Annotated in this window: 15 protein-coding genes; 7 read left to right on the top strand and 8 right to left on the bottom strand. The window is 70.3% G+C overall.

Annotation, left to right across the window (positions count from 1 at the left end; all coding sequences use genetic code 11):
* Nucleotides 1–37: 37 nt before the first annotated feature.
* Nucleotides 38–715, bottom strand: coding sequence for a peptide deformylase (locus ABD093_RS00510; RefSeq protein WP_193118184.1), 678 nt, complete (start codon nucleotides 713–715; stop codon nucleotides 38–40).
* Nucleotides 716–1011: 296 nt separating this feature from the next.
* Here ABD093_RS00510 and ABD093_RS00505 point away from each other — a divergent pair, with 296 nt between their 5' ends.
* The 3 genes from ABD093_RS00505 to yczE all read left to right on the top strand — a co-directional run bounded on the left by ABD093_RS00505 (nucleotide 1012) and on the right by yczE (nucleotide 4263).
* Nucleotides 1012–2097: an ABC transporter ATP-binding protein gene (locus tag ABD093_RS00505; protein WP_193118185.1), complete on the top strand. Its 1086-nt coding sequence runs from the start codon at nucleotides 1012–1014 to the stop codon at nucleotides 2095–2097.
* A 157-nt stretch (nucleotides 2098–2254) separates the two neighbouring features.
* Nucleotides 2255–3496, top strand: coding sequence for a DUF4032 domain-containing protein (locus ABD093_RS00500; protein WP_193118186.1), 1242 nt, complete (start codon nucleotides 2255–2257; stop codon nucleotides 3494–3496).
* Between the two features lie 17 nt (nucleotides 3497–3513).
* Nucleotides 3514–4263: a membrane protein YczE gene (yczE, locus tag ABD093_RS00495; RefSeq protein WP_319021617.1), complete on the top strand. Its 750-nt coding sequence runs from the start codon at nucleotides 3514–3516 to the stop codon at nucleotides 4261–4263.
* A 119-nt stretch (nucleotides 4264–4382) separates the two neighbouring features.
* On the opposite strand, the gene rlmB is transcribed toward yczE, so the two are convergent.
* The 4 genes from rlmB to ABD093_RS00475 form a co-directional block, all read right to left on the bottom strand.
* Nucleotides 4383–5363, bottom strand: coding sequence for a 23S rRNA (guanosine(2251)-2'-O)-methyltransferase RlmB (gene rlmB, locus ABD093_RS00490; RefSeq protein WP_193118187.1), 981 nt, complete (start codon nucleotides 5361–5363; stop codon nucleotides 4383–4385).
* A gap of 11 nt (nucleotides 5364–5374) precedes the next feature.
* On the bottom strand, nucleotides 5375–6814 hold the full coding sequence (gene cysS, locus ABD093_RS00485) for a cysteine--tRNA ligase (RefSeq protein WP_193118188.1): 1440 nt from the start codon (nucleotides 6812–6814) through the stop codon (nucleotides 5375–5377).
* 178 nt (nucleotides 6815–6992) lie between these two features.
* The gene (locus ABD093_RS00480; protein ID WP_193118189.1) at nucleotides 6993–7475 is read right to left on the bottom strand and encodes a phage holin family protein; all 483 of its coding nucleotides are present in this window, start codon (nucleotides 7473–7475) and stop codon (nucleotides 6993–6995) included.
* 88 nt (nucleotides 7476–7563) lie between these two features.
* Nucleotides 7564–8754, bottom strand: a complete 1191-nt coding sequence (locus tag ABD093_RS00475) for a LacI family DNA-binding transcriptional regulator (RefSeq protein WP_343921898.1) — start codon at nucleotides 8752–8754, stop codon at nucleotides 7564–7566.
* Between the two features lie 194 nt (nucleotides 8755–8948).
* Between ABD093_RS00475 and ABD093_RS00470 the strand changes: the two genes are divergently transcribed.
* The 3 genes from ABD093_RS00470 to ABD093_RS00460 are packed head-to-tail and all read left to right on the top strand — an operon-like array spanning nucleotide 8949 to nucleotide 11976.
* Nucleotides 8949–10334 (top strand): sensor histidine kinase, encoded by a 1386-nt coding sequence (locus tag ABD093_RS00470; protein ID WP_343921897.1) that lies wholly within the window; start codon nucleotides 8949–8951, stop codon nucleotides 10332–10334.
* Entirely contained in the window at nucleotides 10331–10987 is a 657-nt protein-coding gene (locus ABD093_RS00465) for a response regulator (protein WP_193118192.1), read from the top strand. The genes ABD093_RS00470 and ABD093_RS00465 overlap by 4 nt, the downstream gene beginning before the upstream one ends.
* Entirely contained in the window at nucleotides 10984–11976 is a 993-nt protein-coding gene (locus ABD093_RS00460) for a DUF4097 family beta strand repeat-containing protein (RefSeq protein WP_193118193.1), read from the top strand. Before ABD093_RS00465 ends, ABD093_RS00460 begins: the two co-directional genes overlap by 4 nt.
* 120 nt (nucleotides 11977–12096) lie before the next feature.
* Here ABD093_RS00460 and acs read toward each other — a convergent pair whose 3' ends face one another.
* From acs to ABD093_RS00445, 3 genes are all read right to left on the bottom strand, one after another.
* Complete coding sequence (gene acs, locus ABD093_RS00455) at nucleotides 12097–14076, bottom strand: acetate--CoA ligase (protein WP_193118194.1); 1980 nt, start codon at nucleotides 14074–14076, stop codon at nucleotides 12097–12099.
* A gap of 190 nt (nucleotides 14077–14266) precedes the next feature.
* Complete coding sequence (locus tag ABD093_RS00450; RefSeq protein WP_343921896.1) at nucleotides 14267–15100, bottom strand: hypothetical protein; 834 nt, start codon at nucleotides 15098–15100, stop codon at nucleotides 14267–14269.
* A gap of 10 nt (nucleotides 15101–15110) precedes the next feature.
* The gene (locus ABD093_RS00445; protein ID WP_343921895.1) at nucleotides 15111–15296 is read right to left on the bottom strand and encodes a ribbon-helix-helix domain-containing protein; all 186 of its coding nucleotides are present in this window, start codon (nucleotides 15294–15296) and stop codon (nucleotides 15111–15113) included.
* Nucleotides 15297–15449: 153 nt separating this feature from the next.
* On the opposite strand from ABD093_RS00445, the gene ABD093_RS00440 reads away from it, so the two are divergent.
* Nucleotides 15450–16556 carry an NADH:flavin oxidoreductase/NADH oxidase gene (locus ABD093_RS00440; RefSeq protein WP_343921894.1) on the top strand — a complete coding sequence of 369 codons (1107 nt, stop codon included), beginning with the start codon at nucleotides 15450–15452 and terminating at the stop codon, nucleotides 16554–16556.
* Nucleotides 16557–16599 lie beyond the last annotated feature (43 nt).

Raw genomic sequence — 16599 nt, 5'->3', positions numbered from 1 at the left:
GACGGGCGGTGCGATCGACCGACGACAGGCAGTGCGATCAGCCGACGACGACCTGGCCCGCGGCGAGCTGGGTGATCTCGCCACGCAGGTCGAGCAGGCGCACAGCCTCGCTGAGGTCCTCGTAGTGCGGCGTGTAGCCCGCATCGATGAAGGAGCGCGGCACCATCAGGTCGTGGCACAGGGTGCCTGCCAGATGGTCGGTCTCGTGCTGCAGGATGCGGGCGGGCCAGCCCTGGTGCTCCTCGTCGATCTCCCGCAGCTCACCACCGGGGAGCAGCTCGACGGCCCGCACCCGCACCCGCCGGGACCGGGGCACGATCGACTGCCAGCCGTCCACGGACAGGCATCCCTCCCAGGCATAGACGCGCTGCTCCCCCAGCAGCTCGACCTGCGGGTCCAGCAGGGCGCGCAGCGCGACGGGTGAGCGCTCCAGGGGATCCTCCTCGCCCTCCTCCTCCCTCTCGGACCGGTCCTCGATGACGTAGAGGGCGAGGGGCAGCCCCACCTGAGGTGCGGCCAGGCCCACGCCCGGCGCCTCGCGCATCGTGATCGTCATGGCGTCCACCAGCTCCAGCAGGAGGTCGGTGGCCAGGCGACCGTTTGCGGTCAGCGCAGGGCGTCGCAGCGCCGGATGGCCGGCTTGCACGATCCGCAGCGGATCGGTCTCCTTCTCGCGACGGTCGAGGATCTTCCGGGTCAGCTCAGTGGTATCCACCCGCCCAGTATCCCGCAGCTCCCGCCCGTCACCGTCGAGCTGCCCGGCCGGCGCTCGACCCTCCGCCCCTACCTATGCTCCGACCTGCACTCCGACCTGCAGCGCAGGCCTCGCCGAGAACGGGCGCCCGGCCGATGGCGACACCCCTGGACAGGGTTTTCCGAAACGATGAGACGTGGGATACACTCACCGAGCCGGTGCAAGGACGCACCTCCCCGCGAGGGGCGATCGAGACCGGTGACCATCACTTCACAACGGACCGTCCGGCACGTACCTGCCGGTGAAGGAGTACCACCATGGCAACAGTGACTTTCGACAACGCATCGCGCGTCTACCCGGGCCAAGAGGCCCCGGCCGTCAACAACCTGAACATCGAGATCGCCGACGGCGAGTTCCTCGTCCTCGTCGGCCCGTCGGGTTGCGGCAAGTCGACCTCGCTGCGCATGCTCGCCGGCCTCGAGGAGATCGACGCCGGCCGCATCCTCATCGGCGATCGTGACGTCACCGACGTCCCGCCGAAGGACCGCGACATCGCGATGGTGTTCCAGAACTACGCTCTGTACCCGCACATGACGGTGGCCGACAACATGGGCTTCGCCCTGAAGATCGCCGGCAACCCGAAGGCAGAGATCCGCAAGCGCGTCGAGGACGCCGCCGAGATCCTGGACCTCACCGAGTACCTCGACCGCAAGCCCAAGGCGCTCTCCGGTGGCCAGCGCCAGCGTGTCGCCATGGGTCGTGCGATCGTCCGCTCCCCCCAGGTGTTCCTCATGGATGAGCCGCTGTCGAACCTCGACGCGAAGCTCCGTGTGTCCACCCGTACGCAGATCGCCTCGCTGCAGCGTCGCCTCGGCGTCACCACGGTCTACGTGACCCACGACCAGACTGAGGCCATGACGATGGGCGACCGCGTGGCGGTCCTCGATCGCGGCGTGCTCCAGCAGATCGACTCCCCGCGTCGCATGTACGACCACCCGAACAACGTGTTCGTGGCAGGCTTCATCGGCTCCCCCGCCATGAACCTCTTCGACTCGAAGCTCACCGATCAGGGCGTCGAGTTCGGCGGCGCTGTGATCCCGGTCGACCGGGCCACCCTCTCCGCGACCGACGAGACCTCCGTCACCGTCGGCGTGCGCCCCGAGGATCTCGAGCTCGTCGGGGACGACCAGGGCATCGCCGTCGAGGTCGACCTCGTCGAGGAGCTCGGCGCGGACGCCTTCATCTACGGTCGCCGTGCAGGCAGCGAGGAGACGGCCAAGCCGTTCATCGCGCGTGTCGATGCCCGGAACCCCCCGCTGAAGGGCGACACCGTCTACTTCCGTCCGAGCGAGGGTCACATCCACCTCTTCGACGCGAAGAACGGTCAGCGCCTGGGCGACTGATCTCCCCGCAGCGCACTCGACACGGGCGTCCGGCTTCTGCCGGGCGCCCGTCGTCGTCCCCACGATTCCGGGAAGACGGCGTGAGGTTTCCGTAGTCCAGCGGTGAAAAAAGCGCGATGAGTGGGCACTGCGGCCCGGAACGGGAGACAATGGCGCCATGGCACCCCTGGAGATCACTGCGTCCCGGGCCGATCCCGAACTGCTGGACCTCCCCTGGGACCAGCCGCTGGAGGACTGGCCCGAGGAGATCCTCGCCGCCCTCCCCCGCGGCATCTCTCGTCACGTCGTGCGGTTCGTGCGGGTCTCCGGGCGCGTCCTCGCCCTCAAGGAGATCAACCACAACCTCGCCAAGCGCGAGTACGAGATGCTCCGGCTGCTGGGGCGCATCGGGGTGCCCTCCGTGGTGCCCTTCGCCGTGATCTCCGGGCGCACGACTCCCACCGGGGAGCCGCTGGACGCCATGCTCGTCACCCGGCACCTGCAGTTCTCGCTCCCCTATCGCGCCGTGTTCAGCCAGGTCTCGCGCGAGGACACCGCCCAGCGCCTGCTCGACGCGCTGGCCGTGCTGCTCGTGCATCTGCACATCGAAGGTTTCTACTGGGGGGACGTCTCCCTCTCCAACACCCTGTTCCGTCGCGACGCCGGCGCCTTCGCCGCCTACATCGTCGACGTCGAGACCGGCGCCCTGCACGAGCAGCTCACCGACGGTCAGCGGGCCTACGACCTGGACCTCGCGCGGACCAACATCATCGGCGAGCTGATGGACCTGCAGGCCGGCGACATGTTCGACCCCGAGGCCGATCCGGTCGAGGTGGGCGACGACCTGGTGCGCCGCTACGAGGAGCTGTGGGCGGCTCTCACCGAGCGCGAGCGGTTCTCGGCCGACGAGCGCTGGAGAGTCTCCGCACGGATCGAGAAGCTCAACCGCCTGGGCTTCGACGTGGGCGAGCTCGAGATCACCACCGACCTCGACGGCACCACCCTGTCGATCCTTCCCAAGGTCGTCGACGCCGGTCACCACGCCCGTCGGCTCATGCGCCTCACCGGCATCGACGCGCAGGAGAACCAGGCGCGCCGGCTCCTGAACGAGCTGGACCAGTACGGCGCGGCCACCGAGCAGCAGGCGGAAGAGGAGGAGTTCGTCGCGCACGAGTGGCTGCAGACGCAGTACGAACCCGTGGTCCGTGCGATTCCCCGCTCGATGCGCTCCAAGCTCGAGCCCCCGGAGTTCTTCCACGAGGTGCTCGAGCACAAGTGGTTCCTGTCCGAGAAGGCCGGGACCGACGTGAGCCTCGACGAGACCGTGCGGCACTACATCCTCAACGTGCTGATCCACCGGCCCGACGAGAAGTCGCTCATGACCACCGAGACCTCGGCGCTGCCGATCTTCGGCTCCTGACCAGTCCCTCCTGCGACGTGTCCGCGCCCTCCCCCACCCCCGCGCCCGTCCCTGCGCCCGCCTCTGAGCTCTCGAACCTCTCGTTCCGTGACCAGCTGAGGGTCGACCGCCTCCCGCTGCGCCTGCTGCAGATGATGGTGGGGCTGTCAGGTTTCGGGTTCTCCCTGGCGATGCTGCTGCGCTCCGGACTCGGCGGCGCCCCCTGGGACGTGCTCCACGCGGCGCTCGCCGACCGCGCGGGCCTGAGCGTGGGCACCCTCAGCATCGCCGTCAGCTTCGTCGTCCTGCTGCTGTGGATCCCGTTGCGGGAGCAGGTCGGGATCGGCACGATCGCCAATGCCGTCTGGGTCGGGGTGAGCATCGACCTCGGGATGCTCGTGCTGCCGGCCGCGCCCAACCTGACCGCAGGGATCCTGCTGGCGGTCACGGGCGTGGTGATCAACGGCGTCAGCGCCGCCGTGTACATCGGGGCGCAGCTCGGGCCCGGGGCGCGCGACGGCCTGATGACGGGGCTCTCGCGGCGACTGGGCCGGCCCGTCGGCCCGGTGCGGATCGTGCTCGAGATCCTCGTGCTCGGCACCGGATGGCTGCTCGGAGGGCCGGTGGGGGCGGGGACCTTCCTGTACGCCGTCGGGCTCGGTCCGGTGATCCAGCTGGCTCTGCCGTACGTGATCATGCCGGTGCGCGGCCTGCGCGGGTCCGAGCGCTCCGAGCGCGGGACGGCGCAGGGACGCACCGACCCGGATGTGCCCGCGGGCCCCGCCTGAGGAGCCACCCGTGGCCTGAGCGCACGACAGCACGATGACACGACAGCAGGGGCCGTCCCGGAGCGATCCGGGATGGGCCCTGCTGTCGTGGACTGCCTCGAAACGTCCGACGTGAGGGGTCAGGCTCGGCCGTGCGCCGCCCGCACCCCGGAGATCTCGTACAGGGCGATGGCCGCGGCCACCGAGGCGTTCAGCGACTCCGCGCGACCCGGCATCGGGATCGACACCACCTGGTCGCTGATCTCCCGGGCGAGACGCGAGAGGCCCTTGCCCTCGGCGCCGACCACCAGCACGGTGGGCTGGGTGCTGAGTTCGAGCCCGCGCGAGGTGACGTCGCCGTCCGCGTCGAGACCGAGCACGAACACGCCCTGCTCCTTGAGGGAGGTGAGCGTGCGGTTGAGGTTGGTGACCTGGGCGACCCGCACCCGACCGGCGGCGCCGGCGGCGACCTTCCAGACGCTCGCGGTCATCGAGGCGCTGCGTCGCTCGGGCAGGATCACGCCATGGGCGCCGAAGGCATCCGCGCAGCGCAGGACGGCCCCGAGGTTGCGAGGATCGGTGATGCCGTCCAGTGCGACCAGCAGCGGCGTCTCGAAGGCCTCTGCGGCGATCCCGAGGAGGTCGTCGACCTCGGCGTACTCGTACGCGGGCATGGTCAGGGCGACGCCCTGATGCACCGAGTGGTCCGTCATCCGGTCCAGGTCGGTGCGGGATGCCTCGGCGATCGGCAGCCCCTGCGCCGTGGCCAGGCGCATGATCTCGCGCACGCGCTCGTCGGAATCCATCCGCACCATCACCGTGAGCTGGGTCGCGGGGACCTTCTCCTCGAGCGCCTCCAGCACGGCGTTGCGCCCTGCCACCAGGTCGCTGCCCGGCGCCTTCCGGCCGCCCTTCGTGCTGAGCCCGCTGCGCCGTGCCTGGCCGCCGGATCCTGTGCCGCTTCCCGACGAGGCCGAGTACTTCTTGTGGTACGGCCTGTCCTCGGCGCGGGGCGTCGGCCCCTTGCCCTCGAGCGCTCGACGGCGCACGCCGCCGGATCCGACGGTCGCGCCCTTCTTGCCCTTGCGCATCGCGCCGCGACGCGAGCTGTTGCCTGCCATGGGTGTTCTCCTCAGTCCGTGGTCTCGAGAGTCCAGCGTGCGCCGCCCTGGCCGTCCTCGACGCGGATGCCTGCGGCGCTCAGTGCGTCCCGCAGGGCATCTGCCCGGGCCCAGTCCTTGTCGGCGCGGGCCGCTGCGCGAGCGGCCAGCTGGGTGGTGATCAGCGCATCCAGCGCGGCATGCTCCGCACCGTCGCCGCCGGTGGTGCTCGCCCAGTGCTCGGCGAGCGGGTCCAGGCCCAGCACGTCGAGCATGGCGCGCAGGCGGCCCAGCCCGGGGGCGACCTCCGCCGCTGCCGTGCCCGCGGCGAGCAGCGAGTTCAACGCCGCCTGCTCGTGGTGGACGACCGCGAGCGCCTCGGGCACCGCGAGGTCGTCGTCCATCGCCGCGACGAATGCCTCCGGAAGGGCGACGGCGGCGAGATCCGCATCGGGGCCGGCCAGCGGATCCTCGCCGAGCAGCTCCGCGGCGCGGCGGGCCGTGGCCGAGAAACGCTCCCAGACCACCTCGGCCTCGCGCATGGCCGTTCCGTTGTACTCGACCGATGCCCGGTAGTGGCCGCTCACCATGGCGTAGCGGACGGCGGCTGCGGGGTGGTCCGTCAACGCCTGAGCGGCGGTGACGAAGTTGTCCAGGCTCTTGCCCATCTTGAGCCCGTCCACGGTGAGGACTCCGGAGTGCATCCACTGCCGCGCGAAGCCGAAACCTGCGGCGTGGGACTGGGCCTGCTCGTTCTCGTGGTGCGGGAAGCGCAGGTCGAGGCCTCCGGCGTGGATGTCGAAGGTCTCCCCCAGGTACTTGCGGCTCATCGCCGAGCACTCGAGGTGCCAGCCCGGCCGGCCCCTCCCGAACGGCGTCTCCCAGGAGGCGGTGCCCGGCTCGGTGGCCTTCGCGGCCTTCCACAGGGCGAAGTCTCGAGGGTGCCGCTTGCCCGGCTCCATCTCCTCGCCGGCGTCCTGCATGTCCTCGATGCTCTGCCGGGTCAGCGAGCCGTAGGTGGGGTGGGAGGCGACGTCGAAGTACACCGAGCCCTCGCCGTCGGCGTAGGCGTGGCCGCGTTCGATGAGGAGATCCATGAGCTCGATCATCTCCGGCACATGCCCGGTGGCGCGCGGCTCGTAGGTGGGCCTGCGGTTCCCCAGTCGGTCCAGCACGTCCTGGAACTCACGCTCGAAGCGCAGCGACCAGGCCCACCAGTCGACATCCGCCTCGGCGGACTTCGCGAGGATCTTGTCCTCGATGTCGGTGACGTTGCGGATGTGGGTGACGTCGTACCCGCTGCGTTCCAGCCAGCGCACCAGCACATCGAAGGCGAGGAAGGTGCGCAGGTGCCCGAGGTGGGGCGCGCCCTGCGTCGTCGGACCGCAGACATACAACGACACCGCCCCCTCGCGCACCGGGGTGAACGGCGCAGTCAGGCGGGTGGCGGTGTCATGCAGGTGGAGAGTCACGCAGACCAGGGTACTGCCCAGGTCGCGGCTCCATGGCCTCCGGAGCCCCGGAGGATCGCAGGGATCACCCTGCGATNCGGAGCCCCGGAGGATCGCAGGGATCACCCTGCGATCCTCCGGCGGCGGGCTCACGCGAGACCTGGGAGGGGGTCCGGCTGTCCGCAGGATCCCCGGCGGATCACTCCGTGCGGGAGCTGACCTGCTTGCCGTAGAGCTCCTCGAAGGTGTCGTCGTAGGAGACGGCGTTGCTGCGGCGCTTGCCCTGGACGGCGTCAACGGCGGACTGGGCCGTCTCGATCGTGGTCTCCGGTGCCTTGATCTTCTTGAAGACCAGGAAGGCGACCAGACCGGCGATCGCCGAGATCAGGACGAACACGCCGGCGACGATGAGGAAGGAGGCCCAGTAGGGCAGCCCGAGGGCCTGGAGGCCGGTCGCCGCGGCGAACAGCAGCATCACCCAGGCCGAGAGGAGCAGGAACAGCAGCACCGCGGCGCAGGCGGCGATGATGCCCGCCTTGATCGCGATCCCGGTGATCTCCTTCTTGGCGATGTCGATCTCGTGATGGACAACGCCGAGGAGCTCGTCCCGGATGGACTGGACGAGTTCACCGATGGACCGCTGGGTGGGCGGTGTGCTCGGATCGTTCGTGGTGTTGATCATGGTCAGAGCCTAACGCAGGGTGTCGGGGATTCGTGTCCTCGGGGCGCGGAGCGCGCTCGGGACGGAGAGGGGGATCGTGCGGTCGCCGTCAGTCGACCGAGATCCGCTTGCGCTTCGTGGACTCGGGTCGGGGGCCGGCCGAGCTCGATCGTCGCACCACGATCGACGGGGCGACGGCGACGTCGCGCGCGGGTGTCTCCAGACCGGAGACCCGCTCGACCAGGAACTGCGCGGCAAGCGCACCGAGCCGGGAGGAGTTGGGGTCCACGCTCGTCAGTTGGGAGACGCCGGAGGAGGCCAGGGACGTGTTGCCGTAGCCGGCGACGGCGAGCTCCTCGGGCACCGAGATGCCGGCCTCGCGGGCCGCCGAGAGCAGCCCGACGGCCGTGACGTCGTTCGCGCAGGTGACCGCGGTGGGAACCTTGCTCCCTCGCAGCAGCATCGAGCCGGCCGTCTGCCCGACCTGCTCGGTGAAGTCGCCGGGCTCGATGCGGGCGCTCTCGCCGAGGCCGTGACGCTCCATCGCGGCGCGGAAGGCCTCGGAGCGCTCGCGGGCGACCTCCGCCCCGACTCCGCCGATATGGGCGATCTCGCGATGCCCCAGGCCGACCAGGTGGTCGACCAGCAGGCCCTGTCCGACCTCATCGTCGATGCGCACGGTGTCGAACCTGCCGATGAAGCTCTTCGAGCACCCGATGCCCACGAAGGGACGGCCCGCGGTCGCCTCGAGCACGGTGTCCATGTCGGCGAGGTCCGAGATCATCAGGAAGCCGTCGACGCCCAGGTCGACGAGGGACTCGATCGCGTCCGTATCCGCCGCCACCGGGTACTCGGGGATCCGGCGCCGGGTGGGGACCACCACGGCCGAGCGCCCGGTCGCCGCCAGCTCGATCCGGATCGCGCGCACCAGGTCCGAGATCCAGGTGTTGCGCATCGTGTTCACGAGGACGGCGACGACCCCGCGGTGGTCCGCCTCGTCGCTGAGCTCCTCGAGCGGGAAGTGGAGGCGCTCTGCGGTCTCCCGCACCTTGCTGGCCATCAGGGGCTTGATCTCCTCGGCGCCGCGCAGGGCCCGCAGCGCGACCGCACTGGAGATGCCGAGGGAGTCCGCGACATCTCGCAGGGTGCCGCGCTCCTGTCCTGACCGGGCCAGCTCGGCGGCGGTCTCGTCGACACCCTCGACGACCTGACCGCTGCGACCCCCCTCTCCGGGCGGAGTACCGGTGTCGGATCCGGGATCGATGGTCTCGTCGGACGAAGCGCTCGCATCACTGCTCATGGACCCATTGAACCGCATTTCCACCCTGGTCCGGGCACGACCTGGCCGGTGCGCACCTCACACCGTCCGCGGATCGGCCGACTCGGCTCCCGTTCAGCGGTTGCCCCCACCCAGGTCGTTCGGGGGTTATCCCCCACCCAGGACGTCGGAGGGCCCTCTAGGCCGCACCCGCCATCGCGAATACTGTCAGGACCATGGAAGACACCACTGCGCCCCCACCGGTGGCTCCGCGATCCCGGCTGCATGCCGCGGCGCTCGCCTCCGTGCTCCTGGGAGGCCTCCTGTTCCTCTCCTGGTTCTGGATCAGCCTGGTGCTGCTGTTCTCAGGTCTCAGCGCCCTGCCCGCCCTCGGGTCCGGGCTGCTGCTGATCATCCCCTGGCTCCTGATCATGCAGGGTGCGGTCCGGATCGAGCGGCGTCGCACCATCGCCGTGCACGGGATCTCCGTGATCCTGCCGTCCCGGCGTCGCTCGCGGCGCCCCGGCGTCGGAGGGTGGCTCCACGATCGGTGGCTCGAGCTCGGATCCGGTGCCTTCTGGCGCGGCGTGCTGCACCACCACGTCGCGATGTTCGTGGCGGGCCTGTTCTTCCTCCTCTTCGTGGCCCTGCTGTGGCTGGGATGGAGCGCCGGTGATATCGCGCTGCGCCACGGCCCGCTGCAGGTCGGAGCGATCGACCTCTCCCGCTGGATGCTGGGCGTCATCGCCGTGAGCCTCGTGCTGCTCTCCGTGCTCGCCCTGGTGCTCGGGGCGCTCGCGGATCGCGGACTGGCCCGGGTCCTCATCTCCGGCTCCGAGGATGATCTGCGCGAACAGGTCGCCGAGCTCGCCGAGCGTCGCCAGGGCGCGGTCGATGCAGCCGCCCAGGAGCGGCTGCGCATCGAGCGGGATCTCCACGACGGTGTGCAGCCACGTCTCGTCAGCCTCGCCATGACCCTCGGGATGGCGAAGCTGGCGATCCGCACGGATCCCGACCGCGCCGCCGACCTCGTGGGCCAGGCGCACGCCGAGTCGAAGGCTGTCATGACGGACCTGCGGCAGCTCGCCCGCGGCATCCACCCGGCCGTGCTGACCGACCGCGGGCTGGATGCGGCGCTCTCCGCCCTCGCCGCCCGCTCCCGGATCCCGGTGGAGCTGGAGGTCGAGCTCGCCGGAGCCGGGGCTCCCCGGCTGGACCGCGAGAGGGAGGCCGTCGCCTACTTCGTCGTCTCCGAGGCGCTCACCAACGTGGCCAAGCACTCCGGGGCATCCCGGGTCGGTGTCCGGGTCGTCCAGACCTCCACCTCGCTGCACGTGCGGATCGAGGATGACGGCCGGGGCGGGGCGACGGTGCGCCGCGACGGGTTCTCCACCGGTCTCGCCGGGCTCACCGACCGGGTCCGGGCGACGGGCGGGCGGCTCGAGGTGACCAGCCCTGCAGAGGGTGGCACCGTCCTGGACGCCAGGCTCCCCCTGCACTCCAGCGCTGTCAGCGACCTCCGCGAGGCGCGCATCAGCCGCACCACCGACATCGCCAGCACTGCCTCTCCGCCCTCAACGGCATCCCCCGCCGGACCCGAAACCCAGGAGGCCCTCCGATGAGGATCGTGATCGCCGACGACGCCGTGCTGCTGAGGGCGGGCGTGGAACGCCTGCTCACCGACGCCGGACACGAGGTGGTCGCCGCCGTCGGCGACGCCACCACCCTGCTCAGCGCGGTCTCCCATCACCAGCCCGATCTCGCGGTGATCGACGTGCGCATGCCGCCGACGTTCACCGACGAGGGGGTCCGGGCGGCGATGCTCATCCGCCAGCAGGACCCCGCCGTGGCCCTGCTGGTGCTCTCGCAGTACGTCGAGGAGCGCTACGCCTCGGACCTGATCGCCGACTCCCCGCACGGGCTGGGCTATGTGCTCAAGGACCGGGTCGCCGATGTCGACGACTTCCTCTCCGTGGTCACCGACGTCGGGAACGGGGGCACCTGGCTGGACCCCGAGGTGGTCCAGCAGATCTTCATCCGCTCCCGTCGCCGTCGCACCTTGGAGGGTCTGACGCCACGGGAGCGCGAGGTGCTCTCGCTGATGGCCCAGGGCCGGGCCAACCAGGCGATCGCCGACGCCCTGTTCGTCTCCGCCGGCAGCGTGGAGAAGCACATCTCCTCGCTGCTCACCAAGCTCGACCTTCCCCCCGTGGACGGGGAGAACCGACGCGTGATGGCCGTGCTGCGCTACCTGGAATCCGAGGACCATTCATGACCACCCTGCAGTCCGCATCCCGACCTCCGCATGGGCCCGGCGCTGCTCCTCGGCCCGATCCCGCACCAGGGCCCGGCTCTGCCGCTGGACCCGACTCCGCTCGCGGATCCGTGCTCGAGCCGGGTCGACGGCTGTCCCCGTCCCCGCAGGGCGACAGGTCCTGGCGTCTGCTGATCACGCTCCTCGGGGCGATCGTGCTGCTCCTGCTCCTGCTGGGGCTCACCGCGGTCTCGGTGTCGAGCTGGCTCACCACCCGCAGCTTCTCCGAGATTCCGGCGACGACCGGCCTCGGGACCCCCAGCGCGCTCGAGCTCACCAATGATCTCGGCGACGTGCACGTCCTGCGATCCGCGGACGTCGACGAGGTCACCCTGGCCTTCGTCGAGGAGGGCTCGACGACGCTGCCGGCGGACGGCGCGACGGCGCAGGCCTCCATCGACCGCACGGGCGGGGCCGATGCCCCGAGCATCGCCGTGCGCCAGCCCGGAGGGCCGGCCGTGATTCCCTGGGAGAACGACACGCGCGACCTTCTCCTGCTCGTCCCGAACGACCTCGACCTGTCTCTCGATCTCACGTCCACCGTGGGCGATGTCGACGCCACGGGGTCGTTCTCCTCCCTCGCGGTGGCCTCTGAGGTGGGCGACGTGCGCCTCGCCTCCGTGGCCGCCCCGGGCGGGCTGACCGTGACGAGCGACGTGGGCGATGTCGAGGTGGAGCTCGAGGGCCCCACCCCGGACGCGGTCGAGGTGACCACCTCAGTGGGCAACGCCGACCTGCTGCTGCCGGTGGATGCGAGCGGCGACGTGGCCGTGAGCTCCGAGCTGGGTGACGTCTACCTCACCGCACCGGGGACCACCCAGTGGTCCGTCACGGCGAGCACCGAGCTCGGCGAACGGAGTGTGGATCCGAGCTTCACCGCACGGACCGGGGACGAGGTGGGCACCCTCACGGTGACCTCCGAGCTCGGGAACGTGACCGTCTCCCGCTGACGTGACCAGCTCCCGCTGACTCCGTCCCGTCCTGTCCCGGACACCACGATCACGGGCGGGCGCCCCGGTCATGGACCGGGGCGCCCGCCCGTGATCGAGCTCCTGAGGCGAAGAGGTGGCTCAGGCCTTGCCGCCCAGCCCCTTCTGGATGAGGTCCATGACCGACGCATCGGCGAGGGTCTGGGTGTCGCCGACCTGACGGTTCTCGGCGACATCCCGCAGCAGGCGGCGCATGATCTTGCCGGAACGGGTCTTCGGCAGCTCGGAGACCAGGAGCACCTTCTTGGGCTTGGCGATCGGACCGATCTCCTTGCCCACGTGGGCACGGAGCATCTCGGGCACCTTGTCCTCGCCGCCGGCGGCGGAGATGACCTCATCGTTGCCCGAGCGCAGGATCACGAAGGCGACCGGTGCCTGCCCGGTGGTCTCGTCGTTCGCGCCGACCACGGCGGCCTCTGCCACCCACTCGTGGCTGACCAGGGCGGACTCGATCTCCATGGTCGACAGGCGATGGCCGGAGACGTTCATGACGTCGTCCACGCGACCCAGCAGCCAGATGTCTCCGTCCTCGTCGCGCTTGGCGCCGTCGCCGGCGAAGTAGGTCCCCTCGAAGCGCGACCAGTAGGTCTCCTTGAAGCGCTCCGGATCACCCCAGATACCGCGCAGCATGCCCGGCCACGGCTCGTTGAGCACGAGATAGCCGCCATCACCGTTCGCGACCGACTTCCCCGATTCGTCGACGACGTCGGCGCTGATGCCGGGCAGCGCGACCTGCGCCGAGCCCGGCTTGGTCGAGGTGATGCCCGGCAGCGGGGAGATCATGATGCCGCCGGTCTCCGTCTGCCACCAGGTGTCGACGATCGGGCAGCTGTCCCCGCCGATCACGCGGCGATACCACATCCATGCCTCGGGGTTGATCGCCTCTCCGACGCTGCCGAGCAGGCGCAGCGAGGACAGGTCGAACTTCGCCGGGATCTCCTCGCCCCACTTCATCGCGGTACGGATCGCCGTGGGCGAGGAGTAGAACTGCGTGACCTTGTACTTCTCGATGATCTCCCACCACCGGCCCTGGTGGGGGCTGTCCGGGGTGCCCTCGTAGATCACCTGGGTGGTGCGGTTGGCCATAGGCCCGTAGACCACGTAGGTATGGCCGGTGACCCAGCCAACGTCCGCCGTGCACCAGTAGACGTCCGAGGACGGCTTGAGGTCGAAGACGGCACGGTGGGTGTAGGCGGCCTGCGTGAGGTACCCGCCGGTCGTGTGGATGATGCCCTTGGGCTTCCCGGTGGTGCCGGAGGTATAGAGGATGAACAGCGGGTGCTCGGCCTCGACCCAGACGGGCTCGTGCTGGGCGGAGGCGCTCTCGCGGGCTTCGTGCCACCAGACGTCGCGACCCTCGGTCCACTCGACGTCGCCACCGGTGCGACGGACCACGAGGACCTTCTCGACGCTGTCGCCGCCTCCGGCGAGCGCCTCGTCGACCGCGGGCTTCAGCGGCAGCTGCTTCCCGCGGCGGTTCTGGCCGTCGGCGGTGATGACGACCCGTGCCTCGGCATCCTCGATGCGTGAGCGCAGCGCGTCGGCGCTGAAGCCTCCGAAGACGAGGGAGTGGGGGGCACCGATGCGGGCGCAGGCCAGCATCGCGAAGGTCGCCTCGGGGATCATCGGCAGATAGATGGCGACGCGGTCGCCGGTCTTCACCCCGAGGTCCGTCAGGACGTTCGCCATCTTGCTGATCTCGTCCTTGACCTCGGCGTAGGTGAAGGTCGCATCGGAGCCGTCCTCGTACTCGGCGTACAGGGCGACCTGCTCGCCGTGGCCGGACTCCACATGGCGGTCCACGCAGTTGTAGGCCGCGTTCAGGGTGCCATCGGCGAACCACTTCGCGAACGGCGGATCGGTCCAGTCGAGGGTCTCGGTGAAGGGGGTCTTCCAGCTGAGCAGGCTCGCCCGCGCCCTCCAGAAGGCCAGCCGGTCCCGCTCGGCCTCCTCGTAGAGAGAAGGGCGACCGACCGCGTTCTGGACGAACTCGGAGGAGGGGGAGAACGTACGGGTCTCCTGGGAGAGGTTCTCGATCCCGGTGGCGGCGTCGTCAGTCATGAGTACTCCTGGTTCACGGGCCCCGGGGCCGCCGGGGCGTATCGGACGCGCCAACCGTATCGCAGGAGACCCACGTCACGGGCACCGTCCACCGCGTGGACGTCTGACGTCTGATGCCTGGCGTCCACCACCAGACGCCAGACACCAACCGTCAGACTCCGGACGCCCAGGGCGCCCCGGACGCCCGGAGTCACACCGCGGGATGGATCTCCAGGTGCTGCCCGTCCGGATCGGTGACGTGCACGCTGCGCACCGCCCCACCTTCGACCACTCGCGCGGGATATCCGCTCTTCGTGAGCCGGGCGGCGAGCTCCCCGAGATCCTCGGTGGTCGTGAAGCCGAGGTGGACGAGCGGGATCCGCAGATCTGGATGGGCCGAGTCCCTTCCGGGCCTGGAGGCCGACTCCCCCTCGGCCGGGGCGTGCAGGCCGATCCCGCCGGAACCCGGGTTCACGAGGGCCCGGTAGGACGGACTGCCCGCGTCGGCCGGGACGAAGCCGAGGGCACCGAAGAACTCGACATCACGATCCCGCTGGGCCCCTTCGGCACTGGCTCGGACGGCGACCACCGACAGGCGGGCGCCCGCTCCAGCGCCGTCATGGGCGACGTAGCCGTAGTGGTCCTCCTGATCCTCGTTCAGGCCGATCGCCTCGCCATGGGGCCCGGTGATGTTCCCCTGGCGCCCATAGGCCTCGTCCCAGACCGTCACCTCGAGCCCCGCCTCGCGCAGCTGCTCGGCTGCGGCGTCGGCGGAGCGCACGACCATGCTGAGCTGAGTCTCCCTGGCCGGGGAGAGCGTCGCCGAGGTCGACGCAGCATGGACCATGGCGTGACCGCCGCCGCCGGCGACGAGCTCGGCGTACTGATCGCTCGGCGAGGTCAGCAGCGGGGCCATCCCCAGCGTGCACAGGAAGTCGATGAGCGCACGAGGGTCGGCCGTGAACCGCAGCGGGAAGACGGTGAAGGCGGCTAAGGCGCCAGGGTCCGTGGTGATCCGGTGCACAGGAACGGGATGCTCGGTCATATCGATCTCCTCAGGCGTCGTCGCGCGGGGTGGTGGAGGGGGTGAGGTACTGCGTCAGCGCGGTCTCGACGAGGGCGCTGAGGCTGGTGGACTCATCGATCGCGCGGTGCTTGACCGCGACCACGAGGTCCTTGGGCAGGTACACGTTGAACTGCACTTTGGGCGAACCGGCGGGAACCTTCGAACCTTCTGTCATTCTCACATGCTAGCAATCTAGTTATCCAAGTCAAGGGTCGGCAGACCTCTGGATCACAGGCCAACAGCGCCCGGGTCATGGGCTGGCAGACCCCTTGGCCATAAGCCGGGCAGATGGGCGGCGATGCAGGCACTCGGACTACCGTGGGATCCCATGGCCCCCGATACCGTTGCCGCCCAGCCATCGCTACTGGAGCCGACCCGTCTGGGCGGGCTCGATCTCCGCAATCGGATCTGGCTGGCCCCCATGTGCCAGTACATGGTCAAGTCCGAGGACGGCGTGCCCACGGACTGGCATCTGATGCATCTCGGGGCGCGCGCCGCCGGCGGATTCGGACTCCTCATCACCGAGGCGACGGCCGTCTCCCCCGACGGCCGCATCAGTCCCCAGGACACCGGGCTGTGGAACGACGAGCAGGCCGAGGCCTGGTCCCGCATCACCGGCTTCTGCCGGCAGCAGGGGGCGAAGATCGCGGTCCAGCTCGGGCACGCCGGGCGCAAGGCCTCGACCTGGCCGGCGCTCCCCCAGTTCGCGGGCCGGCGCGGCACCATCCCCGAGTTCGCCTCCGGGTGGCGCGCCGTCAGCCCCACTCCTGACCCCTTCCCCGGCCTCGACGCCCCGGAGGCCCTCACCCGCGAGCAGATCGGCGGGGTGGTCGAGGACTTCGTCGCCGCCACCCATCGGGCCGAGCAGGCCGGATTCGACGCCGTCGAGCTCCACTTCGCCCACGGGTACCTGGTCCATGAGTTCCTCTCCCCGCTCGTGAACACCCGGGACGACGGGTACGGGGGCGACGGCCCCGGCCGGAGACGTCTCGCCCTCGAGATCGCGGCCGCGGTGCGCGAGCAGTGGCCTGCCGAGAAGCCGCTGATCGTCCGGATCAGTGCGACCGACTGGATCGACGGCGGCTGGGGCATCGAGCAGTCCATCGACCTCGCCCGCAGCCTCGAGATGGTCGGCGTGGACGCCCTGCACGTCTCCACCGGGGGCGCCGTGATCGCCGATATCGCCGTCGGCCCTGAGTACCAGGTCGGCTTCGCCCGCACCCTGCGCGAGGCCGTCTCCATGCCGGTCGCGGCCGTCGGGCTCCTCACCGACCCTGCCGCCGCCCAGGACGTCCTGGACCGCGGCGACGCGGATTTCGTGGCGATCGGGCGGGCCGCCCTGCGAGAAGCCGGGTGGCCGCAACGCGCCGCCCATGAGCTCGGCGTCCGGGACGGAACCCTCTATCCCGGCGCCTATCGCCGCGGATCCTGGTGAGCTCGGCGAGCGGATTCGTGGTGGGATCCGAGGTGATGGTCGC

This window comes from Brachybacterium tyrofermentans, assembly GCF_039526165.1.
Lineage (GTDB): Bacteria > Actinomycetota > Actinomycetes > Actinomycetales > Dermabacteraceae > Brachybacterium > Brachybacterium tyrofermentans.
The sequence above is the reverse complement of the archived record's forward strand: the minus strand, read 5'-3'. Positions and strand labels throughout refer to the sequence as shown.

Excerpts from the sequence above, each read along its gene's own strand:
- ABD093_RS00505 (WP_193118185.1), top strand. The coding sequence starts at position 1,012 with ATGGCAACAGTGACTTTCGACAACGCATCGCGCGTCTACCCGGGCCAA.
- ABD093_RS00500 (WP_193118186.1), top strand. The coding sequence starts at position 2,255 with ATGGCACCCCTGGAGATCACTGCGTCCCGGGCCGATCCCGAACTGCTG.
- rlmB (WP_193118187.1), bottom strand. The coding sequence starts at position 5,363 with ATGGCAGGCAACAGCTCGCGTCGCGGCGCGATGCGCAAGGGCAAGAAG.
- ABD093_RS00480 (WP_193118189.1), bottom strand. The coding sequence starts at position 7,475 with ATGATCAACACCACGAACGATCCGAGCACACCGCCCACCCAGCGGTCC.
- ABD093_RS00475 (WP_343921898.1), bottom strand. The coding sequence starts at position 8,754 with ATGAGCAGTGATGCGAGCGCTTCGTCCGACGAGACCATCGATCCCGGA.
- ABD093_RS00470 (WP_343921897.1), top strand. The coding sequence starts at position 8,949 with ATGGAAGACACCACTGCGCCCCCACCGGTGGCTCCGCGATCCCGGCTG.
- ABD093_RS00465 (WP_193118192.1), top strand. The coding sequence starts at position 10,331 with ATGAGGATCGTGATCGCCGACGACGCCGTGCTGCTGAGGGCGGGCGTG.
- ABD093_RS00460 (WP_193118193.1), top strand. The coding sequence starts at position 10,984 with ATGACCACCCTGCAGTCCGCATCCCGACCTCCGCATGGGCCCGGCGCT.
- acs (WP_193118194.1), bottom strand. The coding sequence starts at position 14,076 with ATGACTGACGACGCCGCCACCGGGATCGAGAACCTCTCCCAGGAGACC.
- ABD093_RS00450 (WP_343921896.1), bottom strand. The coding sequence starts at position 15,100 with ATGACCGAGCATCCCGTTCCTGTGCACCGGATCACCACGGACCCTGGC.
- ABD093_RS00445 (WP_343921895.1), bottom strand. The coding sequence starts at position 15,296 with ATGACAGAAGGTTCGAAGGTTCCCGCCGGTTCGCCCAAAGTGCAGTTC.
- ABD093_RS00440 (WP_343921894.1), top strand. The coding sequence starts at position 15,450 with ATGGCCCCCGATACCGTTGCCGCCCAGCCATCGCTACTGGAGCCGACC.